The 24,955-nt window shown below is 66.9% G+C and carries 25 protein-coding genes and 1 pseudogene; 9 read left to right on the top strand and 17 right to left on the bottom strand.

What is annotated here, in order from left to right; translation table 11 throughout:
* Positions 1-91: 91 nt before the first annotated feature.
* Both WS75_RS35140 and WS75_RS25985 read right to left on the bottom strand, forming a co-directional pair.
* Complete coding sequence (locus WS75_RS35140) at positions 92-496, bottom strand: hypothetical protein (protein WP_257129454.1); 405 nt, start codon at positions 494-496, stop codon at positions 92-94.
* 101 nt (positions 497-597) lie between these two features.
* Entirely contained in the window at positions 598-1,308 is a 711-nt protein-coding gene (locus WS75_RS25985) for a TetR/AcrR family transcriptional regulator (protein ID WP_059684651.1), read from the bottom strand.
* Positions 1,309-1,360: 52 nt separating this feature from the next.
* Between WS75_RS25985 and shc the strand changes: the two genes are divergently transcribed.
* A complete protein-coding gene (gene shc / locus WS75_RS25980) occupies positions 1,361-3,406 on the top strand; it encodes a squalene--hopene cyclase (RefSeq protein ID WP_059684649.1) in 2,046 nt (681 codons plus the stop codon).
* Between the two features lie 42 nt (positions 3,407-3,448).
* On the opposite strand, the gene ampC is transcribed toward shc, so the two are convergent.
* The 3 genes and pseudogenes from ampC to WS75_RS25965 form a co-directional block, all read right to left on the bottom strand.
* Positions 3,449-4,618: a class C beta-lactamase gene (gene ampC, locus WS75_RS25975; RefSeq protein ID WP_059684647.1), complete on the bottom strand. Its 1,170-nt coding sequence runs from the start codon at positions 4,616-4,618 to the stop codon at positions 3,449-3,451.
* 184 nt (positions 4,619-4,802) lie between these two features.
* Positions 4,803-5,614: pseudogene (locus WS75_RS25970) on the bottom strand (alpha/beta fold hydrolase).
* A gap of 102 nt (positions 5,615-5,716) precedes the next feature.
* Complete coding sequence (locus WS75_RS25965) at positions 5,717-6,148, bottom strand: hypothetical protein (protein WP_059684645.1); 432 nt, start codon at positions 6,146-6,148, stop codon at positions 5,717-5,719.
* A gap of 391 nt (positions 6,149-6,539) precedes the next feature.
* Here WS75_RS25965 and WS75_RS34760 point away from each other — a divergent pair, with 391 nt between their 5' ends.
* On the top strand, positions 6,540-6,674 hold the full coding sequence (locus WS75_RS34760) for a hypothetical protein (RefSeq protein WP_006750603.1): 135 nt from the start codon (positions 6,540-6,542) through the stop codon (positions 6,672-6,674).
* Between the two features lie 154 nt (positions 6,675-6,828).
* Positions 6,829-7,587 (top strand): hypothetical protein, encoded by a 759-nt coding sequence (locus tag WS75_RS25960; RefSeq protein ID WP_059684643.1) that lies wholly within the window; start codon positions 6,829-6,831, stop codon positions 7,585-7,587.
* 169 nt (positions 7,588-7,756) lie between these two features.
* Here WS75_RS25960 and WS75_RS25955 read toward each other — a convergent pair whose 3' ends face one another.
* Positions 7,757-8,944: a beta-propeller fold lactonase family protein gene (locus tag WS75_RS25955; protein ID WP_059684641.1), complete on the bottom strand. Its 1,188-nt coding sequence runs from the start codon at positions 8,942-8,944 to the stop codon at positions 7,757-7,759.
* A 264-nt stretch (positions 8,945-9,208) separates the two neighbouring features.
* Here WS75_RS25955 and WS75_RS25950 point away from each other — a divergent pair, with 264 nt between their 5' ends.
* The 4 genes from WS75_RS25950 (at position 9,209) to WS75_RS25935 (ending at position 12,596) form a co-directional block, all read left to right on the top strand.
* Positions 9,209-9,847 (top strand): TetR/AcrR family transcriptional regulator, encoded by a 639-nt coding sequence (locus tag WS75_RS25950; RefSeq protein WP_082729735.1) that lies wholly within the window; start codon positions 9,209-9,211, stop codon positions 9,845-9,847.
* An 84-nt stretch (positions 9,848-9,931) separates the two neighbouring features.
* Positions 9,932-10,624: a pentapeptide repeat-containing protein gene (locus WS75_RS25945; RefSeq protein WP_059684637.1), complete on the top strand. Its 693-nt coding sequence runs from the start codon at positions 9,932-9,934 to the stop codon at positions 10,622-10,624.
* A 399-nt stretch (positions 10,625-11,023) separates the two neighbouring features.
* Positions 11,024-11,245: a hypothetical protein gene (locus WS75_RS25940; RefSeq protein ID WP_082729734.1), complete on the top strand. Its 222-nt coding sequence runs from the start codon at positions 11,024-11,026 to the stop codon at positions 11,243-11,245.
* Between the two features lie 232 nt (positions 11,246-11,477).
* Complete coding sequence (locus WS75_RS25935) at positions 11,478-12,596, top strand: polyamine ABC transporter substrate-binding protein (protein ID WP_059684633.1); 1,119 nt, start codon at positions 11,478-11,480, stop codon at positions 12,594-12,596.
* Between the two features lie 42 nt (positions 12,597-12,638).
* Here WS75_RS25935 and WS75_RS25930 read toward each other — a convergent pair whose 3' ends face one another.
* The 7 genes from WS75_RS25930 to WS75_RS25890 form a co-directional block, all read right to left on the bottom strand.
* Positions 12,639-13,205, bottom strand: a complete 567-nt coding sequence (locus WS75_RS25930; RefSeq protein WP_059684631.1) for a DNA-binding protein — start codon at positions 13,203-13,205, stop codon at positions 12,639-12,641.
* 77 nt (positions 13,206-13,282) lie between these two features.
* The gene (locus WS75_RS25925) at positions 13,283-14,530 is read right to left on the bottom strand and encodes an MFS transporter (protein ID WP_059684629.1); all 1,248 of its coding nucleotides are present in this window, start codon (positions 14,528-14,530) and stop codon (positions 13,283-13,285) included.
* 266 nt (positions 14,531-14,796) lie between these two features.
* A complete protein-coding gene (locus WS75_RS25920) occupies positions 14,797-15,126 on the bottom strand; it encodes an H-NS histone family protein (protein WP_059684627.1) in 330 nt (109 codons plus the stop codon).
* Positions 15,127-16,118: 992 nt separating this feature from the next.
* Positions 16,119-17,063, bottom strand: coding sequence for a dTDP-4-dehydrorhamnose reductase family protein (locus WS75_RS25910; RefSeq protein ID WP_059684622.1), 945 nt, complete (start codon positions 17,061-17,063; stop codon positions 16,119-16,121).
* Between the two features lie 163 nt (positions 17,064-17,226).
* Entirely contained in the window at positions 17,227-17,640 is a 414-nt protein-coding gene (locus tag WS75_RS25905; protein WP_059449243.1) for a DoxX family protein, read from the bottom strand.
* A gap of 315 nt (positions 17,641-17,955) precedes the next feature.
* Entirely contained in the window at positions 17,956-18,939 is a 984-nt protein-coding gene (locus WS75_RS25900; RefSeq protein WP_257129453.1) for a lysozyme inhibitor LprI family protein, read from the bottom strand.
* A 459-nt stretch (positions 18,940-19,398) separates the two neighbouring features.
* The gene (locus WS75_RS25890) at positions 19,399-20,283 is read right to left on the bottom strand and encodes a LysR family transcriptional regulator (protein WP_059684615.1); all 885 of its coding nucleotides are present in this window, start codon (positions 20,281-20,283) and stop codon (positions 19,399-19,401) included.
* A 126-nt stretch (positions 20,284-20,409) separates the two neighbouring features.
* Here WS75_RS25890 and WS75_RS25885 point away from each other — a divergent pair, with 126 nt between their 5' ends.
* Together WS75_RS25885 and wrbA are read left to right on the top strand one after the other, a co-directional pair.
* Positions 20,410-21,135 (top strand): pirin family protein, encoded by a 726-nt coding sequence (locus WS75_RS25885; protein WP_059684612.1) that lies wholly within the window; start codon positions 20,410-20,412, stop codon positions 21,133-21,135.
* A gap of 61 nt (positions 21,136-21,196) precedes the next feature.
* Entirely contained in the window at positions 21,197-21,799 is a 603-nt protein-coding gene (gene wrbA / locus WS75_RS25880) for an NAD(P)H:quinone oxidoreductase (RefSeq protein WP_059600705.1), read from the top strand.
* 103 nt (positions 21,800-21,902) lie between these two features.
* On the opposite strand, the gene WS75_RS25875 is transcribed toward wrbA, so the two are convergent.
* The 4 genes from WS75_RS25875 to WS75_RS25860 form a co-directional block, all read right to left on the bottom strand.
* A complete protein-coding gene (locus WS75_RS25875) occupies positions 21,903-22,217 on the bottom strand; it encodes a hypothetical protein (protein WP_059684610.1) in 315 nt (104 codons plus the stop codon).
* Positions 22,218-22,460: 243 nt separating this feature from the next.
* Complete coding sequence (locus WS75_RS25870) at positions 22,461-23,195, bottom strand: LrgB family protein (protein ID WP_059600710.1); 735 nt, start codon at positions 23,193-23,195, stop codon at positions 22,461-22,463.
* Entirely contained in the window at positions 23,192-23,563 is a 372-nt protein-coding gene (locus WS75_RS25865) for a CidA/LrgA family protein (protein ID WP_059684608.1), read from the bottom strand. The genes WS75_RS25870 and WS75_RS25865 overlap by 4 nt, the downstream gene beginning before the upstream one ends.
* A gap of 351 nt (positions 23,564-23,914) precedes the next feature.
* Positions 23,915-24,949 carry an alpha/beta hydrolase gene (locus WS75_RS25860; RefSeq protein ID WP_059684605.1) on the bottom strand — a complete coding sequence of 345 codons (1,035 nt, stop codon included), beginning with the start codon at positions 24,947-24,949 and terminating at the stop codon, positions 23,915-23,917.
* Positions 24,950-24,955: the final 6 nt, after the last annotated feature.

Here is a 24,955-nt window from a genome sequence, read left to right as displayed (position 1 = left end):
TCCCGCAACGCGATATCCGGAATATGGACTATCTCGATAATAGATAAAGGCGTCGCGCGCTTCGCGACATGCGCTGCGCGCGCCCGCGCAGTCAGGGCTTCCGCTTCCCCCGCCGCGACTCCATCCCGTCGATCTTCGCGAGCAGCACGTTGCCGAGTTTCATCACGTGGCGCGGCATGCCGGGAATCGCGAGCAGCACCTCGATCCGTGCGCGCCAGTAACCCGGACGACTCACGCGCATCGCGTACGGCATCGCCGCAGCGCCTGTATCCGCATCGCTTTCGAGCAGCGCGACCATTCTCTCGATATGAGAGAGCTCGCGCTCCACATAGTCTGGTGTCAGCATGTGCTTGCCACTCCCCCGCAACACCGCATCTGGCCTGACGTCATCGGCATGTCGCCGCATGGGCTTTTCGCTCGATACGCCGTCGTTTCCCGTCACGGTACGCGCGTCGTGTGTCAGGAAATCGCCGGTGCGCGCGACGGTTCTCTTCATATCGTCGGATCTATGGCGCGCCGCGCAGCGCAGCCCGTGCCACGTCCACGGCGAAAACGAGCGTCAGGCGGGATCGCCGAACGCGTCGGGACGTTGAGCGTTCAGCCGCGCCGGCCGCGCGCGCTCTTGTGCTTGCCCGTACCCGCCGGCGGCTCGCCCGCGCTCATGCGGTCCAGTTGCCGGACGATCTCCGCGCGCAGCTCGGCCGAAATCTCCACGCTGTCGAGCAGCTCCGAGATCCACAGTCCGTCGGCGGCCAGCCGGCAAATCATCAGCGTCGCCGCCTGCTCGAGCGGCACCGGGTCCGGCCGCGTCCACTCGCGCATCGGCACCGACCAGCGCGCGCGCGTCTCCTGCTCGGTGATCATCGACGCGACCAGCACGCGCAGCACCTCGGTGCTCGCGGCCGGCTGCGCGGTGTCGAGCACCGCATGCAGATACGCCCGCGCCGCCGCGCCGTCCCCATGCGAATCGGCCGCCCGGCGCGCGGCCATCTGTGTCGCGAAGCGTTCGGTCGCCTGCCCGAACAGCGCATCGAGCAGGCCCTGCTTGTTCGCGAAGTGATACTGCAGCGCGCCTTTCGTCACGCCCGCGCGCTCTGCGACCGCGTCGAGCGTCAACGCGGCCACGCCGTGTCCGGTCGCGATGTCCGACGCGGCTTGCAGCAGCTGCGCGCGCACCTGCTCCGGCGCCTTTTTCCGCCGCACGCCGACGACGGGCGTGGGCTCGGGCGTGCTCGGTGCGTCGGCCGGTCCGGCCGTGTCGACAGGCGCGGCGGTATCGCGCGAAGCGGGTTCGAGGCGTTTTTTCATGGGGGCGATGTTAGCACCCGCGGTCTCGATATAAACATTCCGGCTGGATGGTATGATCCGCCGCATGAACAAACCCGCCCCCTCCCCCTGGTCCGCGCTCGACACCGCGATCGCCCGTGGACGCGACGCGCTGATGCGCCTTCAGCAGCCTGACGGCAGCTGGTGTTTCGAACTTGAATCCGACGCAACGATCACCGCGGAATACATCCTGATGATGCATTTCATGGACAAGATCGACGACGCGCGCCAGGAGAAGATGGCGCGCTACCTGCGTGCGATCCAGCGGCTCGACACGCACGGCGGGTGGGACCTGTACGTCGACGGCGACCCGGACGTGTCGTGCAGCGTGAAGGCGTACTTCGCGCTGAAGGCCGCCGGCGACAGCGAGCATGCGCCGCACATGGTCCGCGCGCGCGACGCGATCCTCAAGCTCGGCGGCGCGGCACGCTCGAACGTGTTCACGCGCATCCTGCTCGCGACGTTCGGCCAGGTGCCGTGGCGCGCGACGCCGTTCATGCCGATCGAATTCGTGCTGTTCCCGAAGTGGGTGCCGATCTCGATGTACAAGGTCGCGTACTGGGCCCGCACGACGATGGTGCCGCTGCTCGTGCTGTGCTCGCTGAAAGCGCGTGCGCGCAACCCGCGCAACATCGCGATCCCCGAGCTGTTCGTCACGCCGCCCGACCAGGAACGCCAGTACTTCCCGCCCGCGCGCGGGATGCGCCGCGCTTTCCTCGCGCTCGACCGCGTGGTGCGCCATGTTGAGCCGCTGATGCCGAAACGCCTGCGGCAGCGCGCGATCCGGCATGCGCAAGCGTGGTGCGCGGAGCGCATGAACGGCGAAGACGGCCTCGGCGGGATCTTTCCGCCGATCGTCTACAGCTACCAGATGATGGACGTGCTCGGCTACCCGGATGATCATCCGTTGCGCCGCGACTGCGAGAACGCGCTGGAGAAGCTGCTGGTCACGCGGCCCGACGGCAGCATGTACTGCCAGCCGTGCCTGTCGCCGGTATGGGACACCGCGTGGAGCACGATGGCGCTCGAGCAGGCGCGCGGCGTGGCCGTGCCGGACACCGGCGTGCCCGCGAGCGCCCTGGACGAACTCGACGCACGCATCGCGCGCGCGTACGACTGGCTGGCCGAGCGCCAGGTGAACGACCTGCGCGGCGACTGGATCGAGAACGCGCCGGCCGACACGCAACCGGGCGGCTGGGCGTTCCAGTACGCGAACCCGTACTACCCCGACATCGACGACACCGCGGTCGTCACCGCGATGCTCGACCGCCGCGGCCGCACGCATCGCAACGCGGACGGCTCGCATCCGTATGCGGCGCGCGTCGCGCGCGCGCTCGACTGGATGCGCGGGCTGCAATCGCGCAACGGCGGCTTCGCGGCCTTCGACGCCGACTGCGACCGCATGTACCTGAACGCGATTCCGTTCGCCGATCACGGCGCGCTGCTCGATCCACCGACCGAGGACGTGTCGGGTCGCGTGCTGCTCTGCTTCGGCGTCACGAAGCGCGCGGACGACCGCGCGTCGCTCGCGCGCGCGATCGACTACGTGAAGCGCACGCAGCAGCCCGACGGCAGCTGGTGGGGCCGCTGGGGCACGAACTACCTGTACGGCACGTGGAGCGTGCTGGCCGGGCTCGCGCTCGCGGGCGAGGATCCGTCGCAGCCGTACATCGCCCGCGCGCTCGCGTGGCTGCGCGCACGTCAGCACGCGGACGGCGGCTGGGGCGAGACGAACGACAGCTACATCGACCCGGCGCTCGCCGGCACCAATGCGGGCGAAAGCACGTCGAACTGCACCGCGTGGGCGCTGCTCGCACAGATGGCGTTCGGCGACGGCGAATCGGAATCGGTCAAGCGCGGCATCGCGTATCTGCAATCCGTGCAGCAGGACGACGGCTTCTGGTGGCACCGGTCGCACAACGCGCCGGGCTTTCCGCGAATCTTCTACCTGAAGTATCACGGCTATACCGCGTACTTCCCGCTGTGGGCGCTCGCGCGCTATCGGCGCCTGGCCGCCGCGTCGTCGGCCGGCGCGCACACCGTGCCCGCGTCCACGGGCGCGGCCGCCGCGCTCGCCTGAGCGCGGGCACGGGCACGGGCACGGGCACGGGCACGGCGCAGGTTACGGCGTGCCGTCCAGCGACTCGACGATCCGGTACGCGGCTTTCACGCGATCCTCGATCGGGAAGCTGCGGTTCGCCAGCATCACGATCGCGATCCGCTTCGCGGGGACGAACGCGACATAGGTGCTGAAGCCGTTGGTCGAGCCGGTCTTGTTGATCCACGTGTTCGCGCGCGGCGCGAGCGGCGGCTCGAGTTTGGTCACGGGCGTCGCGTCGTGGAGCATCGGCGGCCCGTTGCCTTCAAGCAGCGTCGGCAGCGCGACCGGATACGGATACTGTTCCCAGATCAGGTCCTGCGTGAACGGGCCCGCACGGAAATAGCCGGTATGCGTGCGTTCGAGCGCGCGCTGCAGCCGCGGCGACGTTTCGACGAGCCCCATGTTCGCCTGCACGAAGCGCAGCAGGTCGGCCGCCGTCGTCCTGACGCCGTACGCCGGCTGCCACAGCATGCCGCCCGTCATCCGGATCGGCTTGCCGTCCTGCGTATAACCCTGCGCATAATCGGCCTGGCGTGCGGCGGGCACGTCGATGTAGGTGTGCGTCATCCCGAGCGCGGGGAACAGCCGCCGTTCCATCAGCACTGTGAAGTCTTCATGCATCGCTTTCGCGGTGAGAAGACCGAGCATCCCGATCGCGACGTTCGAGTAAGTGCGACGCGTGCCCGGCGTGTACGCAGGCCGCCACGCGTCGAGATAACGCATCAGGTCCGCGTCGTTGCGGATGCTGTCCGGCACCTGCAGCGGCATTCCGCCGGGCGTATGCGTGCCGAGATTGAGCAGCGTGACGACACCGAACGGCTTGCCCTGCAGCGCGGGGAGGTACTTGCCGGCCGGGTCCGTGAGCGACAGCTCGCCGCCTTCCTGTGCGTTTGCCGCAAGCGTCGCGGTCAGCGTCTTGCTGACGGAGCCGATCTCGAACAGCGTGTCGCCGGTCACCGGCTTGCCGGTTTGCGTCGACATCACGCCGTAGTCGAACACATAAGGCTTGCCATCGACGACGACGCCGATCGCCATGCCGGGAATGGCAAACTGCTTCATCAGCGGCGCGACGTTGCGGGTCACGGTGTCGTGAATTTCGTCCTGCGTGGCAGCGGCCGCGCGGCCAGCCATGGTAGCGGCGCACGCGGCGACCAACAGGGTCGCGGCGATGCGGATCGCGTTGAATCGCATGATTGCGGTTCCTTCGATTTCGTGATGGTTGCGTGAACAACAAGTCCGGCTGCGCCGCGCGAGGACCGCGGCAGCCGGCCTGTCGAAGCAGGACTATCCCTTGCCGGCCGCTTGCCAACAATCGATGAAATTTTGCGCGAGCCTAAAGAAAATCTTATGCGGCGCGTGAACCGGCCATCGGACGTCAGTCCGGCAACCGGTCGAGAAATGCCAGCATCGCGGCGTTGAAGCGCGCCGGCCGCTGCAGCGGCGCGAAGTGGCTCACGTCCGGCAGGTCGTCAGCGTCGCACCCGGAATCGTGTGCGCGAGATACGCTGCATGGTCGGGGCGGATGAATTCGTCGTGCTCGCCCTGCACGATCGCGACCGGCACGGCGATCGCCGCGAGGTCGGCCGCGCTGTAATCCGGTTGCGTGCGCATCATTTCGCTGACGGCCGCGACGAACGCATCGAACTCGTCCGGCGTCGCGGACAGCCGCATGTAGTCCTTGCGGTGCCGCGCGAAGCAGCGATCGATCAGCGGGCCCGGCACCATTTCCTTCGCGCCGCCCGGATCCATGTTGCACGCGAAGAAGAACACACCCGCCACACGCTTCGGCGCGCGGGCAGCCAGCACGAGCGACACGCACGCGCCGTCGCTCCAGCCGACGAAGCGTGCGCGCCCGATGCGCAGCGCATCGAGCACCGCGAGCACGTCGGAGGCCATGCGTTCATAGGAATAAGGGCGATCGTCGCGCGTGCTGCGGCCGTGGCCGCGGCTGTCGATCACGATCGCGCGGTAGCCGGCCGCGAGCAATGCCGGCACCTGATTACCCCAGTTGCCGCCGTGACCGAGGCCGCCGTGCAGCAGCACGACCGGCGCGCCGTGGCCGAACGACGCGTGCCAGATGCGCGCGCCGTCGTGGTCCAGCCATCCTTCGGTGTCGGCCGCCGGCAGCGGCGTGCCGCCTTGCGCGTCGAAGCGGACGAGATCGTCGTCGGTGAATTCCGCATTCATCGTTCTGCCGTCCTTTCGAGGAAGACGAGCTTCGGATTGTAATGCGCGGGGTAGCGTGCCGCGACGCGTCCGCGCGCTGCGGGACGATGCGCCGCCGTGCCGTCAGGCCTGCGTCGACACCAGCCCGCCGGACGTCGAGCTGCCCGACTTCTGGATCGCCTGCGCGAGCTGCGCGATCGCCGTCGACAGCGCGGCCGAGATCGTGCTGGCTTCCGCGCTCAGCGTCTGCTGCTCGATCGCCGCGGCCGGATCGTTCTTCGCGCGCTGCGCGGCGGCCGCCATTTGCTGCTGCACTTGCGCAAGCTGTTTCTGCAAGCGCTCGATGAGTTGCTTGAGCTGCGTGACTGCGGGGTCCGCGGCCGAGGATCCCGACGCGCCCGGCGTCTGCCCCGCGCCGCCGGCCGGCGCGGCACTGCCCGTCGACGACGACGCGGTGGACGTCGCCGTCGGCGCGGCACCGGTGCCGGACGGGTTGGCAGTCGCCTGACCGGTGGCAAGCGAAGTCTGAGCGGCGGAAGTACGATCGATCTGCATCGTGTCGGTCCCTATTGAGGGTGTAACTCGGGTTGGTTGAACAGGGAATACCTTGCAACCGGTTTACGGCATTCGTCAGATCAAACTTTAGCCCCGCCCTCCGATGTGCGTTGAAGCGACGGCTGCCAAGCGCGTACCGTCGATTGTCGCGAAGGGGCCAGATTAGCCGAACGTCGACGCTGGTAAAATCGCCCGCTGGCCTGCTGCCGCAGCACACCGGCTGCTTCCGGCAAGGCCTCGCGGGCGACCCCCGCGTCGGCGCCCGCCCGGTCGGGCCCGATACGCGATGCCCTCCGGCGCCGTCGATGCGCGAGCCCCGCGCCCGCATCGGCATGACGACGCGCCGACTCCGGCACGCACGCCCTTCATCACGCATTTCGAGGAACTCACGATGGCCCGCATCGGCGCCTTCTGCCTGACCACGTGGCTCGCTGCCGCGATTCTCTATTTCGGCCAGCATTCGGTCGCGATGATTGCGCTTAGCGGCGTGGTCGTGTTCGGCGGATTCGACCTGTTGCGTCCGTAACGGCGACGGCGCGCGCAGCGGACGCGATTCACCGCTGCACTGAAAAATGCCGACCGGCGGCCCCGGCAGCCCTTAACGCAGCGTAAGATGCTGGTCGGAATCGTCATCCTCGCGCGAGGCGAACACGGCAATCACCCACGAACGCCATCCGACCATGAAACAAGGCATTTTCGTCGCCACGCCCGCTTACGGTGGCATGTGCTATCTGCCCTACGTGAACGGGCTGCTGGAGCTTCAGCGTGCGTGCCTGAATGCCGGCCTGGCGTTCGAATACTTCTACGTGAGCGGCACCGCATTGTTGCATCAGCAACGAAACGTCGCGGTCGAGCGCTTCCTGCATAGCGGCCTGTCGCACATGATGTTCATCGATGCGGACATCGGCTTTCGCGGCAGCGACGTGATCCGGATGTTCGAACAGCAGCACGACGTGATGCTCGGGCTGTATCCGTCCAAGAGCATCAACTGGCCGGCGGTGGCCGAGGCCGCGCGCTCGGATCCGTCGGCCCCGCCCGAACGGCTCGCCTTGTTCAGCTCCGATTACCGCCAGACCGCGTATGCGGCGGACGGTGCAGAGTCCCGGATCCAGCTCGATTCGGTTTCCGAAATCCACTCGGGCGGCGCCGGTCTGATGATGATCGCGCGCAGCGTGTTCGAGAAGATGGCGCAAGCTTTTCCCGAGACGAAGGTCCAGTTCCCGCCGAGCTATCAAAACCTGTCGCCGAATTCGACCAGCATGTACGAGCATTTCGAATTCCTGAGGGAACCCGACGGGCGCTCGCTGTCGGAGGATCTGTCTTTCTGCAGGAAATGGCGGATGTGCGGAGGCAAGCTGTACGCGTGTTCGTGGTTCAAGACCGTCCACGTGGGCGTTCATCTTTATGAAGGCAACCTGCCGGCGTTGCTCGGTCAATGACCCGCGGGCACGAACGGCTGGCGCTGCGCGCCGCATAGCGGCGCGAGCCGTTCGGTTTGCGGAAGGCGGCTGACCGTCGCCAGCGCCGCAGCGTCGAGCCGCGTGCGCAGCCCCGGATCCCGGACCGGCTCGATACGCGCATCGACCCGCCCGTCAACGCTTCAACCCATCACCGCGGCAACGTCCTCAACGACGACGGCCCGCCCGACAGCGCAATGCGCTTGCCCGTATCGCGCAGCTTGCCGCCTTCGACCGCATACAGCCCGAGCTGGCGCTCGACGTTGAACTGCACGATCACGTGCCGGCTATCGGCGGTAAACACGATGCCCTGCGCGGCTTCGCCGCCCGGCACTTCACTCGTCTGCACCGCACGACCGTCGCGGATCTCGAACAGCACCACCTTGCCGAGCTTGCGGCGGCCCGGGTTGTCGGCCGTCAGGTTCGAACCGTCCATCGCCTGCACGGCGATCCACTTCCCGTTCGGCGAGATCGCGACGCCCTCCGGCAGCGACGGCACGGTCAGGTACTGGACCGTGCGGAACGGCGTGCGCGACACGTCGATCAGCGCGACCGAATCCGCATCGCCCGCAAGCGTGCCCGTGTAGCCCGGCAGCCCCGCGAGGCCGACGTTGCTGACGACAGCCCAGCGATTGTCGCTCGACACGTCGATCGTATAGGGCGCGACGCCGGTGCTCAGCCGTGTGCCGCTGTCGGTCACCTTGCCGTCGTCGACATTCAGCACCGCGACGCCCTGCTCGTCGCGCAGCGACACGAGCGCATGCTTGCCATCGTGCGTGAAGCTGATCCCCGCGAGCCGCTTCTTGCCGATCTTCAGGTTGCCGTCGAGCGTCACCTGCGTCCCGTCGATCCGCAGGATCGACACGCTGCCGTCGACGTTCGCCACCAGCGCGAGCCGGCCCGACCGGTCGATCACGATCCCCTGCGGGTGCGTGCCGAGTTCGATACGCGTGATCGCCGGCGGCGACGCATCGAGGTTCACGACCTGCAGGAACGTGTCGTACACGAGCTGCTTCGCGTTCACGTCGTAGCGCGTCGGCGCGCCGACCAGCGCGAGCTTTGCGCCCGGCGCGATCGCGACGGCCTGCGGCGGCCCCTGGATGCCGTTCTCGACATCGATCTGCAGCGCGACCTTCGGCGGAAACACGCTCGCGTCGAGCAGCGTCAGCGTGTCGGCGGGTGGCGACGCGAGATAGGTGTCGCGCCCTTCGACGCGTTGGTACTTGCCGTCGTTGCCGGACACGATCCAGTCGGCCGCGTGCGCGGCGACGGCAGTGGTGACGAGCGTCAGCGCGGCGAGCAGGCGGGCGCGACGAAGGCGAAAGAGATTCGAATACATGGCGGTCGGTTCTCCGGATCGGTTGCGGACGCAATGATTCGCACGGCCCTGCTGCTCGACGGGCCGATGCAACCGCATGATGCACGAAAGCGCGCGAATCCGGCGTCTCGCGCCGGCCGCTCAAGAACGCGCCTGGCTAATTGATGCACCAAACGCTATGTCACAGATCAGTTGATTTGTGACAAAGTGTGCGAGAATTCCGAACCGACGCATTCGGTCGGCACACCGGCACACGCCGCGCGACGCACGGCATCGAGGAAAAGAATGGATCGACAACTGCGCTGGGGCGACGCCAGCAGGATGGACAGCGTCGACGACGGGCGAAATGCAATCCTGCGCGCGACGCTCGATGCGATGATCGAGCATGGGATCGACCGTCTGTCGATCGACGACGTCGCACGTCGCGCGAACATTTCTCGACGCACGCTTTACCGCTATTTCGGCACGAAGAAGGAACTGATCCAGGGCGTGATCGGCGTCGAGAATGCCGTGTTCTTCGACGAGATGCAGCGCGCACTCACCGGCTTCGAGCACGACTTCGAGGCCTATTGCGAGGAAAGCGTGTGCTTCGCGGTGCGCTATCGCGATCGTCATCACGGCGGCTTTCACCACAACTACCTTGCCACGAGCGTCCCGACGGAAGTGTTCGGCTACATCGTCGAGAACGTCGCACCGATGTGGCAACGCGTGCTGGAACAGCCATACCGCGAATACGCCGCCCTGCACGGCGCGCAGGTGCCCGCACTTGACGACGTCATCGCGCTGATCAGTCGCATCGCGCTGGCGTACTCCCTGATTCCGGTGGAAGAGCCGGCAATGCGCGCGCAGATGCGCATCCTGTGGACATCCCAGCGCAAGCCGGCCGGCAAGCCGGTCGCGGCCAGGATGAAGGCGGCGCGCTGAACGGCAGCGCGCGCGATGTCGCGCAACCCGGCCGATGCCATCCGATACCGGCCACGTACCTTTCAACTCACACTGGAGTCCCCCATGACGACCTGCGGAGCTTCCGTCTCCGGCCGAACACTCGATCGCGCCGACCTGCTGCTTCTCGTCGAAGGCTCGCCCGCGCCGATTCATCTCGAAGACTGCGACCTCGAAGGTGCTGACCTGTCGCGGCTCGATTTGCGCGGCGTGCGGTTCGAGCGCTGCGCGCTCGCGGAAGCGTCGTTCCTCGGCGCGACGCTCGCGCAGACCGCGTGGATTCGCTGCCGCGCGCGCCAGGCGAGCTTCGCGTCGGCCGATCTCGACGACGCGCAGTTTCAGTCGTGCGATCTCAACAACACCAGTTGGCGCCGCAGCAAGCTCGGCTCCGCACGCTTCGACGAATGCAGGCTCACCGGCGCCGACTTCGAGGAATGCAAGTCGCTCGGCATCGAATTCTCGAACACGCTGCTGGTCGGCGCGAGCCTGCGCCGTTTCTCGTTCCGGAAGACGCGACTCGTGGCGCTCGACTTCTCGGATGCCGATCTCGCCGGCGCGGACTTTCGCGACGCCGTGTTCGAAGGTGGCAGCCTGCGTAACGCGCATCTGAACGACGTCCGGTTCGATGGAGCCGACCTGCGCGACGTGGAGCTCGGCGGCACGCCGAAGCTGCTCGCGTCGGGCGTGCTGCGCGGCGCGACCATCTCGTATGACCAGGCCGCGATGCTGATCGAGAATCTGGGGATCCGGGTCGCTTGACGACTGCACACGCATTTCTTCGCGTCGCGGCCGATATTCGCGACTTCGCTCGCGAGCCGCGCATACGGCCAATGCTGCCCGGCAATCTGTCGAATATTCTCATCACTTCAGCGGCATTCCGACCGGCGCACATCACGCACGACCCGTGTGCTCATAGTCGCCGACCGAACCCATCGGCACTCGAATGACTAGGGAAAATCCGGAGACATCCTTACAGCGATTTACCTGATGATTCACAGGAAGGTCATGTTTCGGCGATTCCGCTTTGCAGAATGCTTTCGTTATGCTTGGATGTCTCGATGCCGCCGCGCGGCAGCCGCGACGATCGCAGCGTGAAACGGCAAGCGTCCACGAGTCGCCAGGTGTTCAATACTTTCAACAACCCGGTCGAGAGTAATCGTGAGAATCCGTGGCCCGCTGGTGCGGTGGAGACGAGGCGATGCGCGCAACGTGCGCGTCGCGGTCTCGTCCGCCGACGACAGTGACCGCCGGCAGAGTCCTCGCCTGCATCTGTCGATCTACACCATCCTGTCCCGCCGTTCCGTCCGCCGTCACAACGCCGTCGCCGCACGCGCGTTCGTCGCGATCCACACCGACGACGTGGCGTCGCTCCTGCCTTAGCGCCCCCCTACATTCCGTTCGACCTGCGCATCGTGTCGCGTGACGCGCGACAGGACCGGTTCGCGCTTCGTCTCCGCACGATGCGCTTGGCAGGCCAAATGGACTCCTGATCATCAGGCACCGCCGGCGCTCGTTTCGAATGCCGGCCGGTTGCTCGCGTCCGCCCCTTGAACCGTGGCGCGGCGACTCGCCAACCGCCGAGCACCGCGCACTCCGATACGGAAGACATTCCATGCAACTCCGCACCCTTCGTCGCGCCATCGCAACCGCCGCCCTGATGTCCGTCGCGGGCATCGCCGCCTTGGGCAACACGAACGCCCAGGCGGCCGGCGAGCTGAACATCTACAACTGGTCCGACTACATCGCGCCGGACACGATCCCGAATTTCCAGAAGCAGACCGGCCTGCACGTGCGCTACGACAACTACGACAGCGACGACACGCTGCAGGCGAAGCTGCTGTCGGGCAACTCCGGCTACGACATCGTCGTGCCGACGTCGAACTACATGGCCAAGCAGATCCAGGCGAACGTCTACCAGCCGCTGGACAAGACGAAGCTGCCGAACCTGTCGCACCTCGATCCGCTGCTGATGAAGATGGTCGCCGACGCCGATCCCGGCAACCAGTACGGCGTGCCGTGGGCGTACGGCACCGACGGCATCGGCTACAACGTGCAGGCGGTGAAGAAGGCGCTCGGCGACAAGGCGCCGGTCGACAGCTGGGCGCTGGTGTTCGACCCGGCCAACATGGCGAAGCTGAAGAGTTGCGGCGTATCGTTCCTCGACCAGGCCGTCGACGTGTTCGCCGCGACGCTGCAGTACATGGGCAAGGATCCGAACAGCACGGATCCGGCCGATTACCGCGCCGCGTACGAGGTGCTCAAGAAGGTGCGTCCGTACATCACGCAGTTCAACTCGTCGGGTTACATCAACGATCTCGCGAACAACGACCTGTGCGTGTCGTTCGGCTATTCCGGTGACGTCGGCATCGCGCATCGCCGGGCGGCGGAAGCAAAGCGTCCGTACGAGGTCCGCTTCGCGAATCCGAAGGAAGGCGGGCTGCTGTGGTTCGACATGATGGTGATCCCGAAGGACGCGCCGAACCGCGACGCCGCGCTGAAGTGGATCAACTACCTGCAGGACCCGAAGGTCAACGCCGGGATCACCAATGCGGTGTTCTACCCGACCGCGAACAAGGCCGCGCGCCAGTTCGTGAAGCCCGCGATCGCGCGCGATCCGTCGGTCTATCCGTCCGACGAGGTACTGAGCAAGATGACGCTGCTCAAGCCGATGCCGCCCGAGATTCGTCGGCTCCAGAACCGGTTGTGGGCGCAACTGAAGACCGGGCGCTGACGGGGCAGTTCGCGTCAGGCAACGGCGCGACGGCCACGGCCACTATCCCTGTGCCCGCTCCGCATGCGGCAACGCCGCCGCGAACGTTGCGTCAATGAACCGGATCACGTCGTCGAGCGACGACGTGCGCGTCGCGCCCGCGGCGAGCTCACGAAACTCGCCGTCCGGCCCGAGGCAGATGAGCGGCTTGCGCCAGCGCTGCGCGAGCACGATCTCCTCGGCCGTCCCGTGCCCGCCGGGCAGCGCGACGATCAGGTCGCTGCTCAGCACGTTCACGTAGTTCCGGTTGATGATATGCGGATCGGCGCCCGGTTCGCGGCGCGGCAGCGGCGTGAGGATCGGGATCTCGACGAACGGATGCGGATAGCCGTCGAGCGGCACGAAGCCCGCGTGCGCATCGGCCTGCGTCGGCACGATGCCGATCGACCGGCCGGCCCGCCCCGGCACGCCGACGAATGCGCGCGCGACCGCCAGCATCACGCCCTGGCCGCCGCCCGTCAGCAGATTGAAGCCGGCCTGCGCGAGCCATGCGCCGAGCGGCTCGGAAAACGCGAGCCATGGTTCCTTGCCCGAGCCCATCACGCCGATCGTTCGGATGTTGCGTTGCATCGTGAATTCCGGTGATGAATTTGAATTGAACCGTGCCGCGGCGACGGGTCGCGAAACCCGGCGCGCGCCGCGCAGCATCATTCGAGTTCGACGCCCTTGAGTTCCGGGATCAGGAACAGCGTCGCGACCATGTCGAGCACGTATAGGCCGGCGAGCAACGCGATCGCCGTCTGGTACGAGTAGTGCGCGGCCAGCGCGCCGACCGCCACCGGCCCGAAGCCGCCGACCGCGCGGCCGATGTTCCACAGCACGTTCTGCGCGGTCGCTCGCGCGGCGGTCGGATAGCCTTCGGACATCAGCGTGCCGTAGCCGCCGACCATCCCGTTGACGAACATCCCCATCAGCGCGCCGGCCCAGAGCATCGCCGTCGGGTCCGACAGGCGCGCATACGCGATGACCGTCACGACCGAACCGAGCTGGTACAACAGAAACGTCGGCTTGCGGCCGATGCGATCGGCGAGCTGCCCGAACACCCAGACGCCGATCATCATTCCGACGACGGTCACCGCCGTCCACAGCCCCGACTTCGTCAGCGAGAAGCCCATCTGCTTCGACAGAAAGGTCGGCAGCCAGATCATGATCCCGTAGTAGCCGAAGTTCTGGACCGAGCACAGGATCACGATGCCGAGACTCGTGCGCGCGGTGCGGCCGTCGGCGACGAGCATCCGGAACGCGTTGGCCCGCGGCCGCGTCGCGCGCTGCACGAAGACTTCCGGCTCGTGCAGCCGGTTGCGTAGCATCCACGCAAGTAGCGCGGGCAGCACGCCGACTACGAACATCCCGCGCCAGCCGACATGGCGCAGCAGCATCGGCGTCAGCAGCGCGGCGAGCAGCACGCCGGTCTGCCAGCCGAGCGCGACGTAGCACGACACGCGTGCCCGCTTGCTCGCCGGCCACGCTTCGGCCGCGAGCGCCATGCCGATTCCGAACTCGCCGCCGAGGCCGATGCCCGCGATGGTCCGATACACGAGCAGATCCCGGAAACCCTGAGCGAACGCGCACAGGCCGGTGAAGACCGCGAACAGCATGATCGTCCAGGTCAGTACGCGCACGCGGCCGTAACGATCGCTCAGGGTACCGAACAGAATGCCGCCCGCGACGGCGCCGATCAGCGTCCACGTGACGAGCGCGCCGCCCTGCCCGGGCGTGAGCTGCAATGCCGCCGTGATCGCCGGCAGCATGAAGCCGAGGATCAGCAGGTCGAAGCCGTCCATCGCATAGCCGATCGCCGAGCCGGCCAGCGCCTTCCACGCGTAAGCGCCGACCTGTTCGCCGCGCGGCGTCGCCGGATCGCCAAGCGCCGAAGATTTCATGTTTGCTGCCATGGTGTCCTGCCGGAAATGTCCGGGCGACATTCTAAAGCCTGTTCCCGCGCATGACGGGCGCCGGACGCGCACGCGGAAAGCGCCGCGCTGCCCGCTTCCGGGAATGGAAGCAGGCAGCGCATGAAATGACTTTGAAAGATATTGAAGCCGGCGATCCCGCCGTCAGGCGAGACACCGAAAGAACGCGATGAGGCGGGTGTTGCGAGGCCGGCGTCGCCTCCGGCGCGGGTCGAACGACACCGGAGCGGTGCCGGTGCGGTGCAGCCTTAGCCCTGATCGTCGCCGGGCCACCAGGTTTTGGCTTCGCGGTCGACGAGCAGCGTATCGAGATCCTTGCCTTCGAGCCATTTGGGTCGCGGGCCACGGCCCGACCACGAGCGGCCGGTCGTCGGATCGTAATACTTGGCAGGCGCCTTGCGTTTTCGCTGGACGATGTAGCCGAGGGCGCTCAGCACTTCCTGCTGCGTGATGCCCAACAACTCGACCTGCTCCTTGAACGCCGCGAGCGCGGCTTGCTTCTCCTTCTGCTTGGCTTCCGACAGCTTGATATTCAGGTCCCGAAGTTGTGCTTCGAGATCCCGCAGAGCCTGGGTCATGTATTCATCCTCTTTGGGCATGTTTTTATTCAAAAAACCTCCGATGGCCGAACCTATCACGAAGTTCCGCCAATCAGTGTTGCGATATGTGACTCGTTGGCCCGGACCTGTAAGCCTTTCGAAGTGTACCGAACGCCACGCCGTCGTCGAAAACCGCACGGGATCGCCACGCAACACATGGCACGCCGCGTCCGAGCGCGCGGCGAGCCGTCGGTGGCGACCTCCTCGCCACCTGGCGCCGCACCCGGGCACGGGCGCAGGCGCGGCATGGCGCGAATGATAGCAGTGCGCATCCGTCATGTTCGAGGACTTTTGCGGTCCCGCGCACACTTGCCTGCGCCAGCCGGCGAACGTCGACGCCGGTGCAGCGGTTTGCGTGCCGAAGCTGCACGCGTGCGTGTCGTGATGCAGCGGCGAGTCGCTGCCGCGCGCATCGACTTGCTAGCGGTCGAACAGCCAGTCGAGCGCGAGACACGGGTGGCCGCCGCGCGAGCGGTTCGCTGAACGCGATCGGCGACACACCGGCGTCGGCCATGTCATTGCGCATCGTCGCCCGGGTCGCATTGTCGGCGCGGACCGACGACGGTCGCACGCGGATCGCAGTCTGGTGAATCCGGCTGCGGAAAATCCGTGCTCGTCCCGAGTCGCAGCGCATCGAACGTGCCGACATCGATATGGATGACGTAACGTTCCACTTCTCCGGGCGACGCGGCCAGAAGGCAGTCGGCCTGGCCCGGCACGGGCACGCGCGAAGTCGCGCGCGCGATCGCATCCGAGACGCAGACATATCACGATGAGCCCTCTCTTGCTCTCGTGATTTTTCGCATGCGTCAGGGCATCGGCGAACCGGACGCACCGCCACGCGGCCCTGACGCGTCCGGCCAAGCGGGAATGTTGCGCAGTGGAGTGTCTTGCCTTGCATCGGCGATGAGCGGCCGCTGCCACGCGTTGCGGCATCGCGGTGCGACGCCACACCCTGCAACCCGACGCGCTTACGGCAGCTGCGGCGCGTCGCGCAGCACGGCTTGCAGCCCCGTCGCGAACGGCGTCGCATGATCGATCCCGAGTGCGCGCACGCGCGACGCATCCAGGTGGCAATCGTACGGACGCGGCGTCGCATCGGCCGGCGTGTCGATCGGCGCGAGCGCCGCGTCGACGCCGAGCGCGGCCGCGATCCGATGCGCGATGACGTACTTCGTCATCGGCTCCTCGCCCGACCAATGACGGATGCCCGTGACGGGCGAACCCGCGAGATGGCGCAGCGTCAGGTCGCGGATGACCGCCGCGACGTCGGGCGTGTAGGTCGGATAGCGGATCGCCCACGCGTCCATCCCGACTGCGTCCGCGCCCGGTCGCGCGGACGCGACGATCGCCGGCACGAGGCTCGTGACGGCCGATTCGCGCCAGTCGACAATCGGGCCGTAGAGCAACGGCAGCCGCAGCACGCACGCAAGCGGCGACGCGGCGAGCAATGCGGCCTCGCCGTCCAGCTTGGTACGGCCGTAAATGTTCAGCGGGTTCGGCGCGGCGTCTTCGCGGTAAGGCGCAGCCTTGCCGTCAAATACGTAGTCGGTGGAGATGCCGAGCGTCCACGCGCCGTAGCGCGCGGCGAGCGCGCCGATGCGGGCCGGTGCGTCGACGTTGATCGCACGCGCGGCCGCGGGGTCGCGTTCACAGACGTCCGGGCGACGTTCGGCGGCGCAGATGATCACGGCGGCCGGGCGACGGGTTGCGAAGAGATGTTCGAGCGCCGGCTGATCGAGCGCGTCGAGTCGGGCGACGTTTTCCGGCGGCAAAGCGAGCCGCCGTGCGCCCGCGGTGTCCGGATTGCGGATCGTTCCGATCAGCATCAGCGACGATTCGCGGGACAGCGATGCGGCAACCGCGCGGCCGAGCAGGCCGGACGCGCCGATGAGAAGGATGGTCGGATGCGACACGGTAGCCAACGATGAAAGGGGATAAGGGCCCCCAATCTATACGAGAACATGCAGCCGATGTCGATTTCGATCGCACGTCGACGACGTGCGATCGATAAAAACAAGGCCCGGTGCGTGATTGCGCGCACCGGGCCCGTCGTGCGGCACGAAGTCTCGCGCCCGCTTACTTCCGGTCGAACGAATAGCGCCCCGGCCCGCTCACCGCGAGCAACAGCAGCCCGCCGATGATGCTGATGTTCTTGTAGAAGTTGATCATCGCGAGGTATTGGTCCATGCCCTGCAGTGCCCAGTAGCGATGCCCGATCAACGCGGTCGCGAGCGTATAGACCGCGAACACCAGCGCGAGCGGACGCGTATAGAAACCGACCGCGATCAGCGCGCCGCCGACCAGCTCGACCGCCACCGCGATCACCGCCGACAGCTCGGGCGACGGTGCGCCCGTCGATGCCATGTACGCAACCGTGCCCGAGAAGCCGTTCAGCTTCTGCCAGCCGAACAGCACGAACAGGATCATCATCAACACGCGAGCCGCCAGCAGCAGCTCGTCCTTCTTCGACTCCAGCGAAACGTAACGCATAGCAATCACCTTGAATTGATGGTTTGACGCATTCGGTGCCGATGGCCGCCGGAACGGCGAACCCATGGATCGGCACGAACCCGCCTCGCACAATCGAACTGCGGGCCGGTCGGCCCGCTGCCGAAGAATCCGCCCGGTCGCGCCGTCGTGGCGCGCTGCGGTGCGGTCTGGCGAAGCACGGGTGCAGTCTACTGTCTCACTGGAAATCATCAATCCGTCAAAACAAGATTGGCTGTCGCCGTTTAGTGGACAATTGTCACGTAACAAACGCATCATTGCGGCCGGGCACATCGGCCGGCGCGCCAGGCTGCCGGATCACATCAAATCGACCGGCAGCGTCCTGTCGAGATTGTCGTGCCATGCGCGAATGGTCTTCGGCACGGTCTTTTTCCACGCCGGCACGCTGGTGTAATAGCGCATCCGCACCTTGTCTTGCGCATCGAACACGAGCAGACCGATCCACAGATCGGTGCCCCGGCGCATCACGATCGCGGCGTTCGTCGTCGCGATGCCGCGTACCCAGTACGACTTCACGCCGGCATTCAGGCCGTCGAGATCCTGTTCGTCCGCGCTGGAATTGACCGTGTCGACGAGCGTCTGATAATCGGCGCCGAGCAGCTTGTGCGCGATCGCGTTCTCCCGCGCATCGGCCAGCACCCTCAGGGTCACGAGATCCGGCGCCTGACTCACCTGCGCTTTCGACGCCGTCACGTAGTCGCCTGAATACACGACGCCCGCGCCGGCGCCGCAATCGGCATCGCCGCCCTGCTGCGCGACCTGCACGCGCCCGCCCTTGCGGCTGAAATCGAGCCGGCATCGATCCTGGCGAAACGTGCCGCTGTCGCCGTGCAGTTCGATATCGCCACTGAGACCGCCGGTATTCGCGCCGTTGTTGCCGCTCAATTCGAAGTGAAGACGCGGTGCCGTGCCGGTGAACGTCAGCAAGCCGCCGAACGACGGGTTCGCGCTGTCGCGATACCACGTCTGCTGCCACCGGTCGGGGGCAAGCGGTGTGCCGTTCAGGCTCGCGAGCCGCTCGCGATAGCGGTCGCCGAGGCATGGTGTATCGGTGCCGCAGCGATCGCGCTGCTTGAGCCATTTGAGCTGCGCGGCCTTCAGCGCGGCCGTATCGCCACCTTTCGCGAGCGCCTTCTTCCACGCCGCCGCCAGTTCGCCGTCGAGCGACGACAGCCCGGCGTCCGCACAGATGGCCTTCTCGGTCGGCGAAGCGGCTTTCGCGCAATCGAAGCCGGCCGCATGCGCGGCCATTGGCGAGATCGTAAGCACTGCAAACATCATGACGGATCGCAGATTCGCGCGCCGCGCATGCCGGCGGTGAAGCGTGCCCTGCCGTCGCTCGCCCGCGCGAGCATGCGATCGATTCTTCATTGTCATTGGACTGGACTCGTCGTGGATGGCGGTGAGTAGAAGCTACGCGCTCGATGCGATTCGAGGTAAAAACACCCGGCCCGGCATGCGCTGCCGGTCGTCGCCCCCGGCGAAGCCTAACGCGAATGCGCGCCGCCGATCAATCGTCGCGCGGCACCGAGCGCGGGCGAATGGAAAGCCATCCGATACCGGCACACGAGCGCCGAAACGAGACCATCGCCGCGCTCGACGCACGGGCCCGCATGCCGGCCGACGACGAGCTCACGCCACTCGCCATGCCGCTCCACAGAAGCCGTCGCGACTTCCACCGCGTGCGCGACGTCTGCTTCATCGGGTCAAAAAAACGCCACCTGACGCACACCGCGCCCGCTACCCGCGCCCGCCCAACCGCTCCGCCAGAAACCCGATGAACGTGCGCAGCGTGACGAACCCTTCCCGGTGTTGTGGAAACACGGCGTTCAGCGTGATCGGCGACGGCGCATACGCGTCGAGCACCGGCACGAGCGCGCCGCTGTCGAGCGCCGCGCCGACGATGAAACGCGGCAGCAGCGCGATGCCGAGCCCCGCGATCGCCGCGTCGCGCACGACTTCGCCGTTGTTCGCGACGAGCGGCCCCTGCACGTCGAACGTGCGCGCCGCGCCGTCGACCCGGAATTCCCAGCCGACGCGCCGCTCGCGTCCATACATCAGGCACGTGTGGCCGACGAGGTCGTCCGGCGTCGCGGGCGTGCCGTGCCGCTTCAGGTAAGCGGGGCTCGCGCACGCGATCATCTCCCACGCGCCGAGCGGGCGCGCGATCAGCGTCGAATCCTCGAGCGTGCCGATCCGCAGCACGAGATCGAAGCCCTCGCCGATCAGGTCGACACGCCGGTCGGTCAGGTCGACGTTGAGCCGCACGGCCGGATGCGCGGACAGGAATTCGGCGATCAGCGGCGACACGTGCGTGATCCCGAACGACAGCGGCGCGCTGATCTTCAGCGAGCCGTGCAACTCGGTGCTGCGCACCGACATCGCCTGCTCGGCGTCGGCGACCTCGGCGAGGATCCGCTGCGCGCGCGCATAGAACTCCTGCCCCGATTCCGTGACCGCGAGATTGCGCGTATTGCGATGCAGCAAGCGCACGCCGAGCGCTGCCTCGAGCGCCATCGTGCGCCGGCTCACGAACTGCTTGGACAGCATGAGTTGATCGGCTGCCGCCGTGAAGCTGCCCGCATCGACAGTCGCAACGAAGATTCTCAGGTCGTTGAGTTCCATATTGTCCACCTAAAAGTGACAGTCATTATCTCTACAGCCATTTATTTGTCAAATCGATTGACCTAAGATTCATCTCAACGAACGGCCGGCCCCACTTCCGAGGTCCGGCGACATCCAGGAAAAATCATGATCGAGACTCGTGCAGCAAACCAACGTGGCCGTGCCGAGCATGGCTGGCTTAGCTCCCGTCACACGTTTTCTTTCGCGAACTACTACGATCCGAAGCAAGTCGGCTTCTCCGACCTGCTGGTGATCAACGACGACCGCGTCGCGCCGGGCCGCGGCTTCGGCACGCACCCGCACCGCGACATGGAAATCCTGTCGTACGTGCTCGAAGGCGCGCTGGAGCACAAGGATTCGATGGGCACCGGGTCGGTGATCGTGCCGGGCGACGTCCAGTTGATGAGCGCCGGTACCGGCGTGCGTCACAGCGAGTTCAACCACTCGCACGAGACACCCGTCCACTTCCTGCAGATCTGGGTCGGACCGGCCGAGAAAGGTGCCGAGCCGCGCTATCAGCAGACGAACGTCGCGGCCGAGGACAAGCGCGGCAAGCTCACGCCGATCGTGTCGCCCGACGGTAACGGCGGTTCGCTGAAGATCCGCCAGGACACGCGGATCTACGCGGGCCTGTTCGACGGTGACGAGCGCGCAACGCTCGAACTGGCACCGGACCGCTTCGCCTACGTGCATGTCGCACGCGGCAGCGTGACGGTCAACGGCGTGACGCTCGGCGAAGGCGACGGCGCACGTATCCGCGACGAGCAGGTGCTGACGTTCGCGGACGGCAAGGATGCCGAAGTGCTGGTATTCGACCTGCGTCCGGTCGAAGTGACGGCCGAGTGGGCATGACGCCCGTTCGGAACATCGGGCCCCGCTGAACGCGGGGCCTTCTTAATCGGAGATTCGCAACATGGCCAAGGTACTCGTTCTCTACTACTCGTCCTACGGGCACATCGAAACGATGGCGCAGCACGTCGCGGAAGGCGCGAAATCGGTGCCCGGCGTCGAGGTCACGCTCAAGCGCGTGCCTGAAACCATTCCCGTCGACCAGGCGAAGGCGATCGGCGTCAAGGTCGACCAGGCCGCACCCGTCGCCACCGTGGACGAACTCGCGGGCTACGACGCGATCATCTTCGGCACGCCGACCCGCTTCGGCAACATGGCCGGCCAGATGCGCACGTTCCTCGACCAGACCGGCGGCCTGTGGATGAAGGGTGCGCTCGTCGGCAAGATCGGCAGCGTGTTCGCCTCGACCGGCACGCAGCACGGCGGCCAGGAAACGACCATCACGTCGTTCCACACGACGCTGCTGCACCACGGGATGGTGATCGTGGGCGTGCCCTATGCGTGCAGCGGGCTCGTCAACATGAACGAAATCACGGGCGGCACGCCGTACGGCGCGACCACGCTCGCGGGCGCGGACGGCAGCCGTCAGCCGAGCGCGAACGAACTCGACATCGCGCGCTACCAGGGCAAGCACGTCGCGGAACTCGCCGCGAAACTCGCGTCGTAACGCGGGTGCCGTCCGTCCCGGAAAGCCCCGGGACCACGGCACGCACGAAAACGAACGGCGCCGGTCGACCCGGCGCCGTTTTTCGTCGCGCGAACGCCGGCCGTTACTGGCCCGATGCCGGCGCGGCGGGAGCAGCGGGCGCCGCCTTCGTCGCGGGCGCCTTCTCGACCGCGTTCTGCGGGTAGTTGCTCTGATCGTTGGTCAGCCGGTAGCCGGTGCCCGTGCCGATCGCCTTCAGGTCCTTCGCGTGGCGCGCGCGGGCCGCCTTGCGGGCTGCCTTCTTCTGCGCCTTGTCGAGCTGCTTCTGCGTCGGTGCGGACGCCGGATCCTGCGCGTATGCCGCCGGCGCGGCGGTCAACAGCAGACCGAACGACGCCGTTACTGCCATTGCCACCGAAACCACGCGAGACTTCGTCATGGCCGGATCTCCTTGTCGATTGTTGGTTGTGGGTCGAACGCCGGCACGCACGCGACGGACGTCGGCGTGCGACCACGGCGCCGATGCAACGTTAGCCGATCGCTGCGCAAATGTCCGTGCCGGTTCCTGAATTCTCCCGATAACGGCAACGATACATGCGCGGCAGGCGTCCGGCCAGACGGCGTCGCGCGGGAGCCATCAGGGAAACCGATAGCATCGCGCGCGGCCAGCACCCGGCGCCGCTCAGATCCAGCGCGACAGCACCGGCAGCAGGATCGGCACGACGAATGCGGTGAGCACGCCGTTCAGCCCCATCCCGAGGCCCGCGAACGCGCCGGCCTCCTCGCTGACCTGGAACGCCCGCGCGGTGCCGATCCCGTGCGACGCGACGCCGAGCGCGAAACCGCGCACCGCCGGCTCCTCGATACGCAGCGCGTTCAGGATCGCGCGGGCGCACACGGCACCGAAAATCCCGGTCGAGATCACCAGCACGGCGGTCAGCGACGGAATCCCGCCGATTTCCTGCGCGACGGCCATCGCGATCGGCGTGGTCGCGGATTTCGGCGCAAGCGACGCGATCGTCTGGTGCGACGCGCCGAACAGCGCGGCGATGCCGACCGCCGACACGATCGCGGTCAGCGAGCCCGCCAGCAGCCCGACGAGCAGCGGCACCGCGCTGCGCCGCAACTTCGCCCACTGGCGATACAGCGGCAGCGCCAGCGCAACGGTCGCCGGGCCGAGCAGGAAGTGGACGAACTGCGCGCCCTCGAAATACGTCGGATACGGTGTGTGCGTGATCGTCAGCAGCACGACGATCAGCGCGACCGCGATCAACACCGGGTTCGCGAGCGGGTTGAAGCGCGCGCGTGCATAGACGGCCTGTGCAATCAGGTACGCGATCAACGTGATCGTCAGGCCGAGCAGAGGCGTGGCGGCGAGGTAGACCCAGATCGCGCCGAGTTTCGGGAAGGCCGTCATTGCCGGCCCTCCGCCGTGCCGTCCGCGCGCCGCTGGCGCCGCAGCAGTGCGCGCGTGACGAGTGCGGTCACGGCGATCGCGAGCGACGTGCTCACCGCCAGCGCGACGACGACTGCGAGCGCATCGCCGCGCACGCGGTCGGCCGACACCATGATGCCGACGCCGGCCGGCACGAACAGCAGCGACAGATGGCGCAGCAGCTCCAGCGCGGTCGGCTCGATCGCGTCGGCCACCTGCGGGCGCAGCATCGCGAAGCCGAACAGCAGCAGCATGCCGATCACGGGGCCCGGCACCGGCAGGCCGAACAGATAGGACACCCCTTCCCCGAGACACTGGAAGGTCAGCAAGACCGCGAACGCCTGCAGCATGAACCGCTTCTCCCGAAGGTGGTCGCGATACCGGGCGGCCGCGCGACCGACAGGCCGGCGGCTTGCGGCGCCGGCGTGGACGATATGCGCGATCGTATCAACAATGCACGCAGCCGGTCGCGACGGTGCGATCGCACGATCTCGCTTCGACCGTTTCGATCTGGCCGGATCAGGCCGGAGATGGGCAAACCCTGGCGAGACGAAGGGGCGATAGCGCGCCGGTCCGGACGCGAGTGGCGTTGCCTTTCGCCGCTCCTTTCACCGCCCCTCTCGTCCGCATGCAAAAACGGCGGGCATGAGCCCGCCGTTTCGTCGTTCGCATTCGAACGCATTCGAATGCCACCCGGCGCGTTACTTCAGCCGCGTCGCGATTTCATTCGCCAGCGCCTTCGTCGCGGCCTTCGTCGGTGCATCCGTTGCCAGCGCGTTCAGCAAACCGAAATCATGGATCGTGCCGTCGTAACGCGTGGTCGTCGCATCGACACCGGCCGCATCGAGCTTGCGACCGTACGCTTCGCCTTCGTCGCGCAGCACGTCGAACTGCGCGACCTGGATCAGCGCGGGCGGCAGGCCCTTCAACTGCGCGGTGCTCGCGCGCAGCGGCGACGCGTAGATGTCGTTGCGTTGCGCTTCGTTCTTCGTGTAGGCGTCCCAGAACCACTTCATCATCGGCCGCGTCAGGAAGTGACCTTGCTGATACGCGTTGTATGAGCCCGTATTGAAGTTGTGGTCCGTGACGGGCCACATCAGGCCCTGGAAGCGGATCGCGGGGCCGCCCTTGTCCTTCGCCATCAGCGACACCACGGCCGCCATGTTCCCGCCGACGCTGTTGCCGACCACCGCGAGGCGGCTGCCGTCGACACCGATCTCCGCACCGTGCGCGGCCACCCACTTCGTCGCCGCATACGCCTGGTTGATCGCGACCGGGTAATGCGCTTCCGGCGACGGCGTGTAGTTCACGAACACCGCGACGGCGCCCGATTGCACGACGAGATCGCGCACGAGGCGTTCATGCGTCGGGAAGTCGCCGAGAATCCAGCCGCCGCCGTGGAAGAACATGAACACCGGCAGCGTGCCCGTCGCGCCCTGCGGTCGAACGATCGTGATCGGCACCGACAAGCCGTCCTGCTCGATCGTGCGGTTCGACACGTCGACGCCTGACAGGTCGACCTTCGCGCCGTTCTGCGCGTCGACGAGCACCTGGCGTGCCTTCGCGGGGCTCAACGTTTCTAGTCCGGGGCCCTTCTGGCCGTTCAGCGCGGCGAGGAACCCGCTCGTCGCCACATCGGGCCGAGCGGCTTCGGCGCCGGCGGCAAATGCGGTGGACGCGATGGACAACGTGGCTGCAACAGCGGCGGCGATCAGCAGCGGCTTGACGATCTTCATGATGCA

Source organism: Burkholderia sp. FL-7-2-10-S1-D7 (assembly GCF_001524185.1).
Classification (GTDB): Bacteria; Pseudomonadota; Gammaproteobacteria; order Burkholderiales; family Burkholderiaceae; genus Burkholderia; species Burkholderia diffusa.
The sequence above is the reverse complement of the archived record's forward strand: the minus strand, read 5'-3'. Positions and strand labels throughout refer to the sequence as shown.

Bases quoted from the DNA above. Each gene is read 5' to 3' on its own strand.
- ampC (WP_059684647.1), bottom strand. From the start codon at position 4,618: ATGCGATTCAACGCGATCCGCATCGCCGCGACCCTGTTGGTCGCCGCG.
- WS75_RS25985 (WP_059684651.1), bottom strand. From the start codon at position 1,308: ATGAAAAAACGCCTCGAACCCGCTTCGCGCGATACCGCCGCGCCTGTC.
- WS75_RS25870 (WP_059600710.1), bottom strand. From the start codon at position 23,195: ATGACGGCCTTCCCGAAACTCGGCGCGATCTGGGTCTACCTCGCCGCC.
- WS75_RS25905 (WP_059449243.1), bottom strand. From the start codon at position 17,640: ATGCGTTACGTTTCGCTGGAGTCGAAGAAGGACGAGCTGCTGCTGGCG.
- WS75_RS34760 (WP_006750603.1), top strand. From the start codon at position 6,540: ATGGCCCGCATCGGCGCCTTCTGCCTGACCACGTGGCTCGCTGCCGCG.
- WS75_RS25930 (WP_059684631.1), bottom strand. From the start codon at position 13,205: ATGCAACGCAACATCCGAACGATCGGCGTGATGGGCTCGGGCAAGGAA.
- WS75_RS35140 (WP_257129454.1), bottom strand. From the start codon at position 496: ATGAAGAGAACCGTCGCGCGCACCGGCGATTTCCTGACACACGACGCG.
- WS75_RS25965 (WP_059684645.1), bottom strand. From the start codon at position 6,148: ATGCAGATCGATCGTACTTCCGCCGCTCAGACTTCGCTTGCCACCGGT.
- WS75_RS25890 (WP_059684615.1), bottom strand. From the start codon at position 20,283: ATGGAACTCAACGACCTGAGAATCTTCGTTGCGACTGTCGATGCGGGC.
- WS75_RS25955 (WP_059684641.1), bottom strand. From the start codon at position 8,944: ATGTATTCGAATCTCTTTCGCCTTCGTCGCGCCCGCCTGCTCGCCGCG.
- shc (WP_059684649.1), top strand. From the start codon at position 1,361: ATGATCCGCCGCATGAACAAACCCGCCCCCTCCCCCTGGTCCGCGCTC.
- WS75_RS25950 (WP_082729735.1), top strand. From the start codon at position 9,209: ATGGATCGACAACTGCGCTGGGGCGACGCCAGCAGGATGGACAGCGTC.
- WS75_RS25920 (WP_059684627.1), bottom strand. From the start codon at position 15,126: ATGACCCAGGCTCTGCGGGATCTCGAAGCACAACTTCGGGACCTGAAT.
- WS75_RS25925 (WP_059684629.1), bottom strand. From the start codon at position 14,530: ATGGCAGCAAACATGAAATCTTCGGCGCTTGGCGATCCGGCGACGCCG.
- WS75_RS25875 (WP_059684610.1), bottom strand. From the start codon at position 22,217: ATGACGAAGTCTCGCGTGGTTTCGGTGGCAATGGCAGTAACGGCGTCG.
- WS75_RS25945 (WP_059684637.1), top strand. From the start codon at position 9,932: ATGACGACCTGCGGAGCTTCCGTCTCCGGCCGAACACTCGATCGCGCC.
- WS75_RS25900 (WP_257129453.1), bottom strand. From the start codon at position 18,939: ATGATGTTTGCAGTGCTTACGATCTCGCCAATGGCCGCGCATGCGGCC.
- WS75_RS25865 (WP_059684608.1), bottom strand. From the start codon at position 23,563: ATGCTGCAGGCGTTCGCGGTCTTGCTGACCTTCCAGTGTCTCGGGGAA.
- WS75_RS25960 (WP_059684643.1), top strand. From the start codon at position 6,829: ATGAAACAAGGCATTTTCGTCGCCACGCCCGCTTACGGTGGCATGTGC.
- wrbA (WP_059600705.1), top strand. From the start codon at position 21,197: ATGGCCAAGGTACTCGTTCTCTACTACTCGTCCTACGGGCACATCGAA.
- WS75_RS25885 (WP_059684612.1), top strand. From the start codon at position 20,410: ATGATCGAGACTCGTGCAGCAAACCAACGTGGCCGTGCCGAGCATGGC.
- WS75_RS25860 (WP_059684605.1), bottom strand. From the start codon at position 24,949: ATGAAGATCGTCAAGCCGCTGCTGATCGCCGCCGCTGTTGCAGCCACG.
- WS75_RS25935 (WP_059684633.1), top strand. From the start codon at position 11,478: ATGCAACTCCGCACCCTTCGTCGCGCCATCGCAACCGCCGCCCTGATG.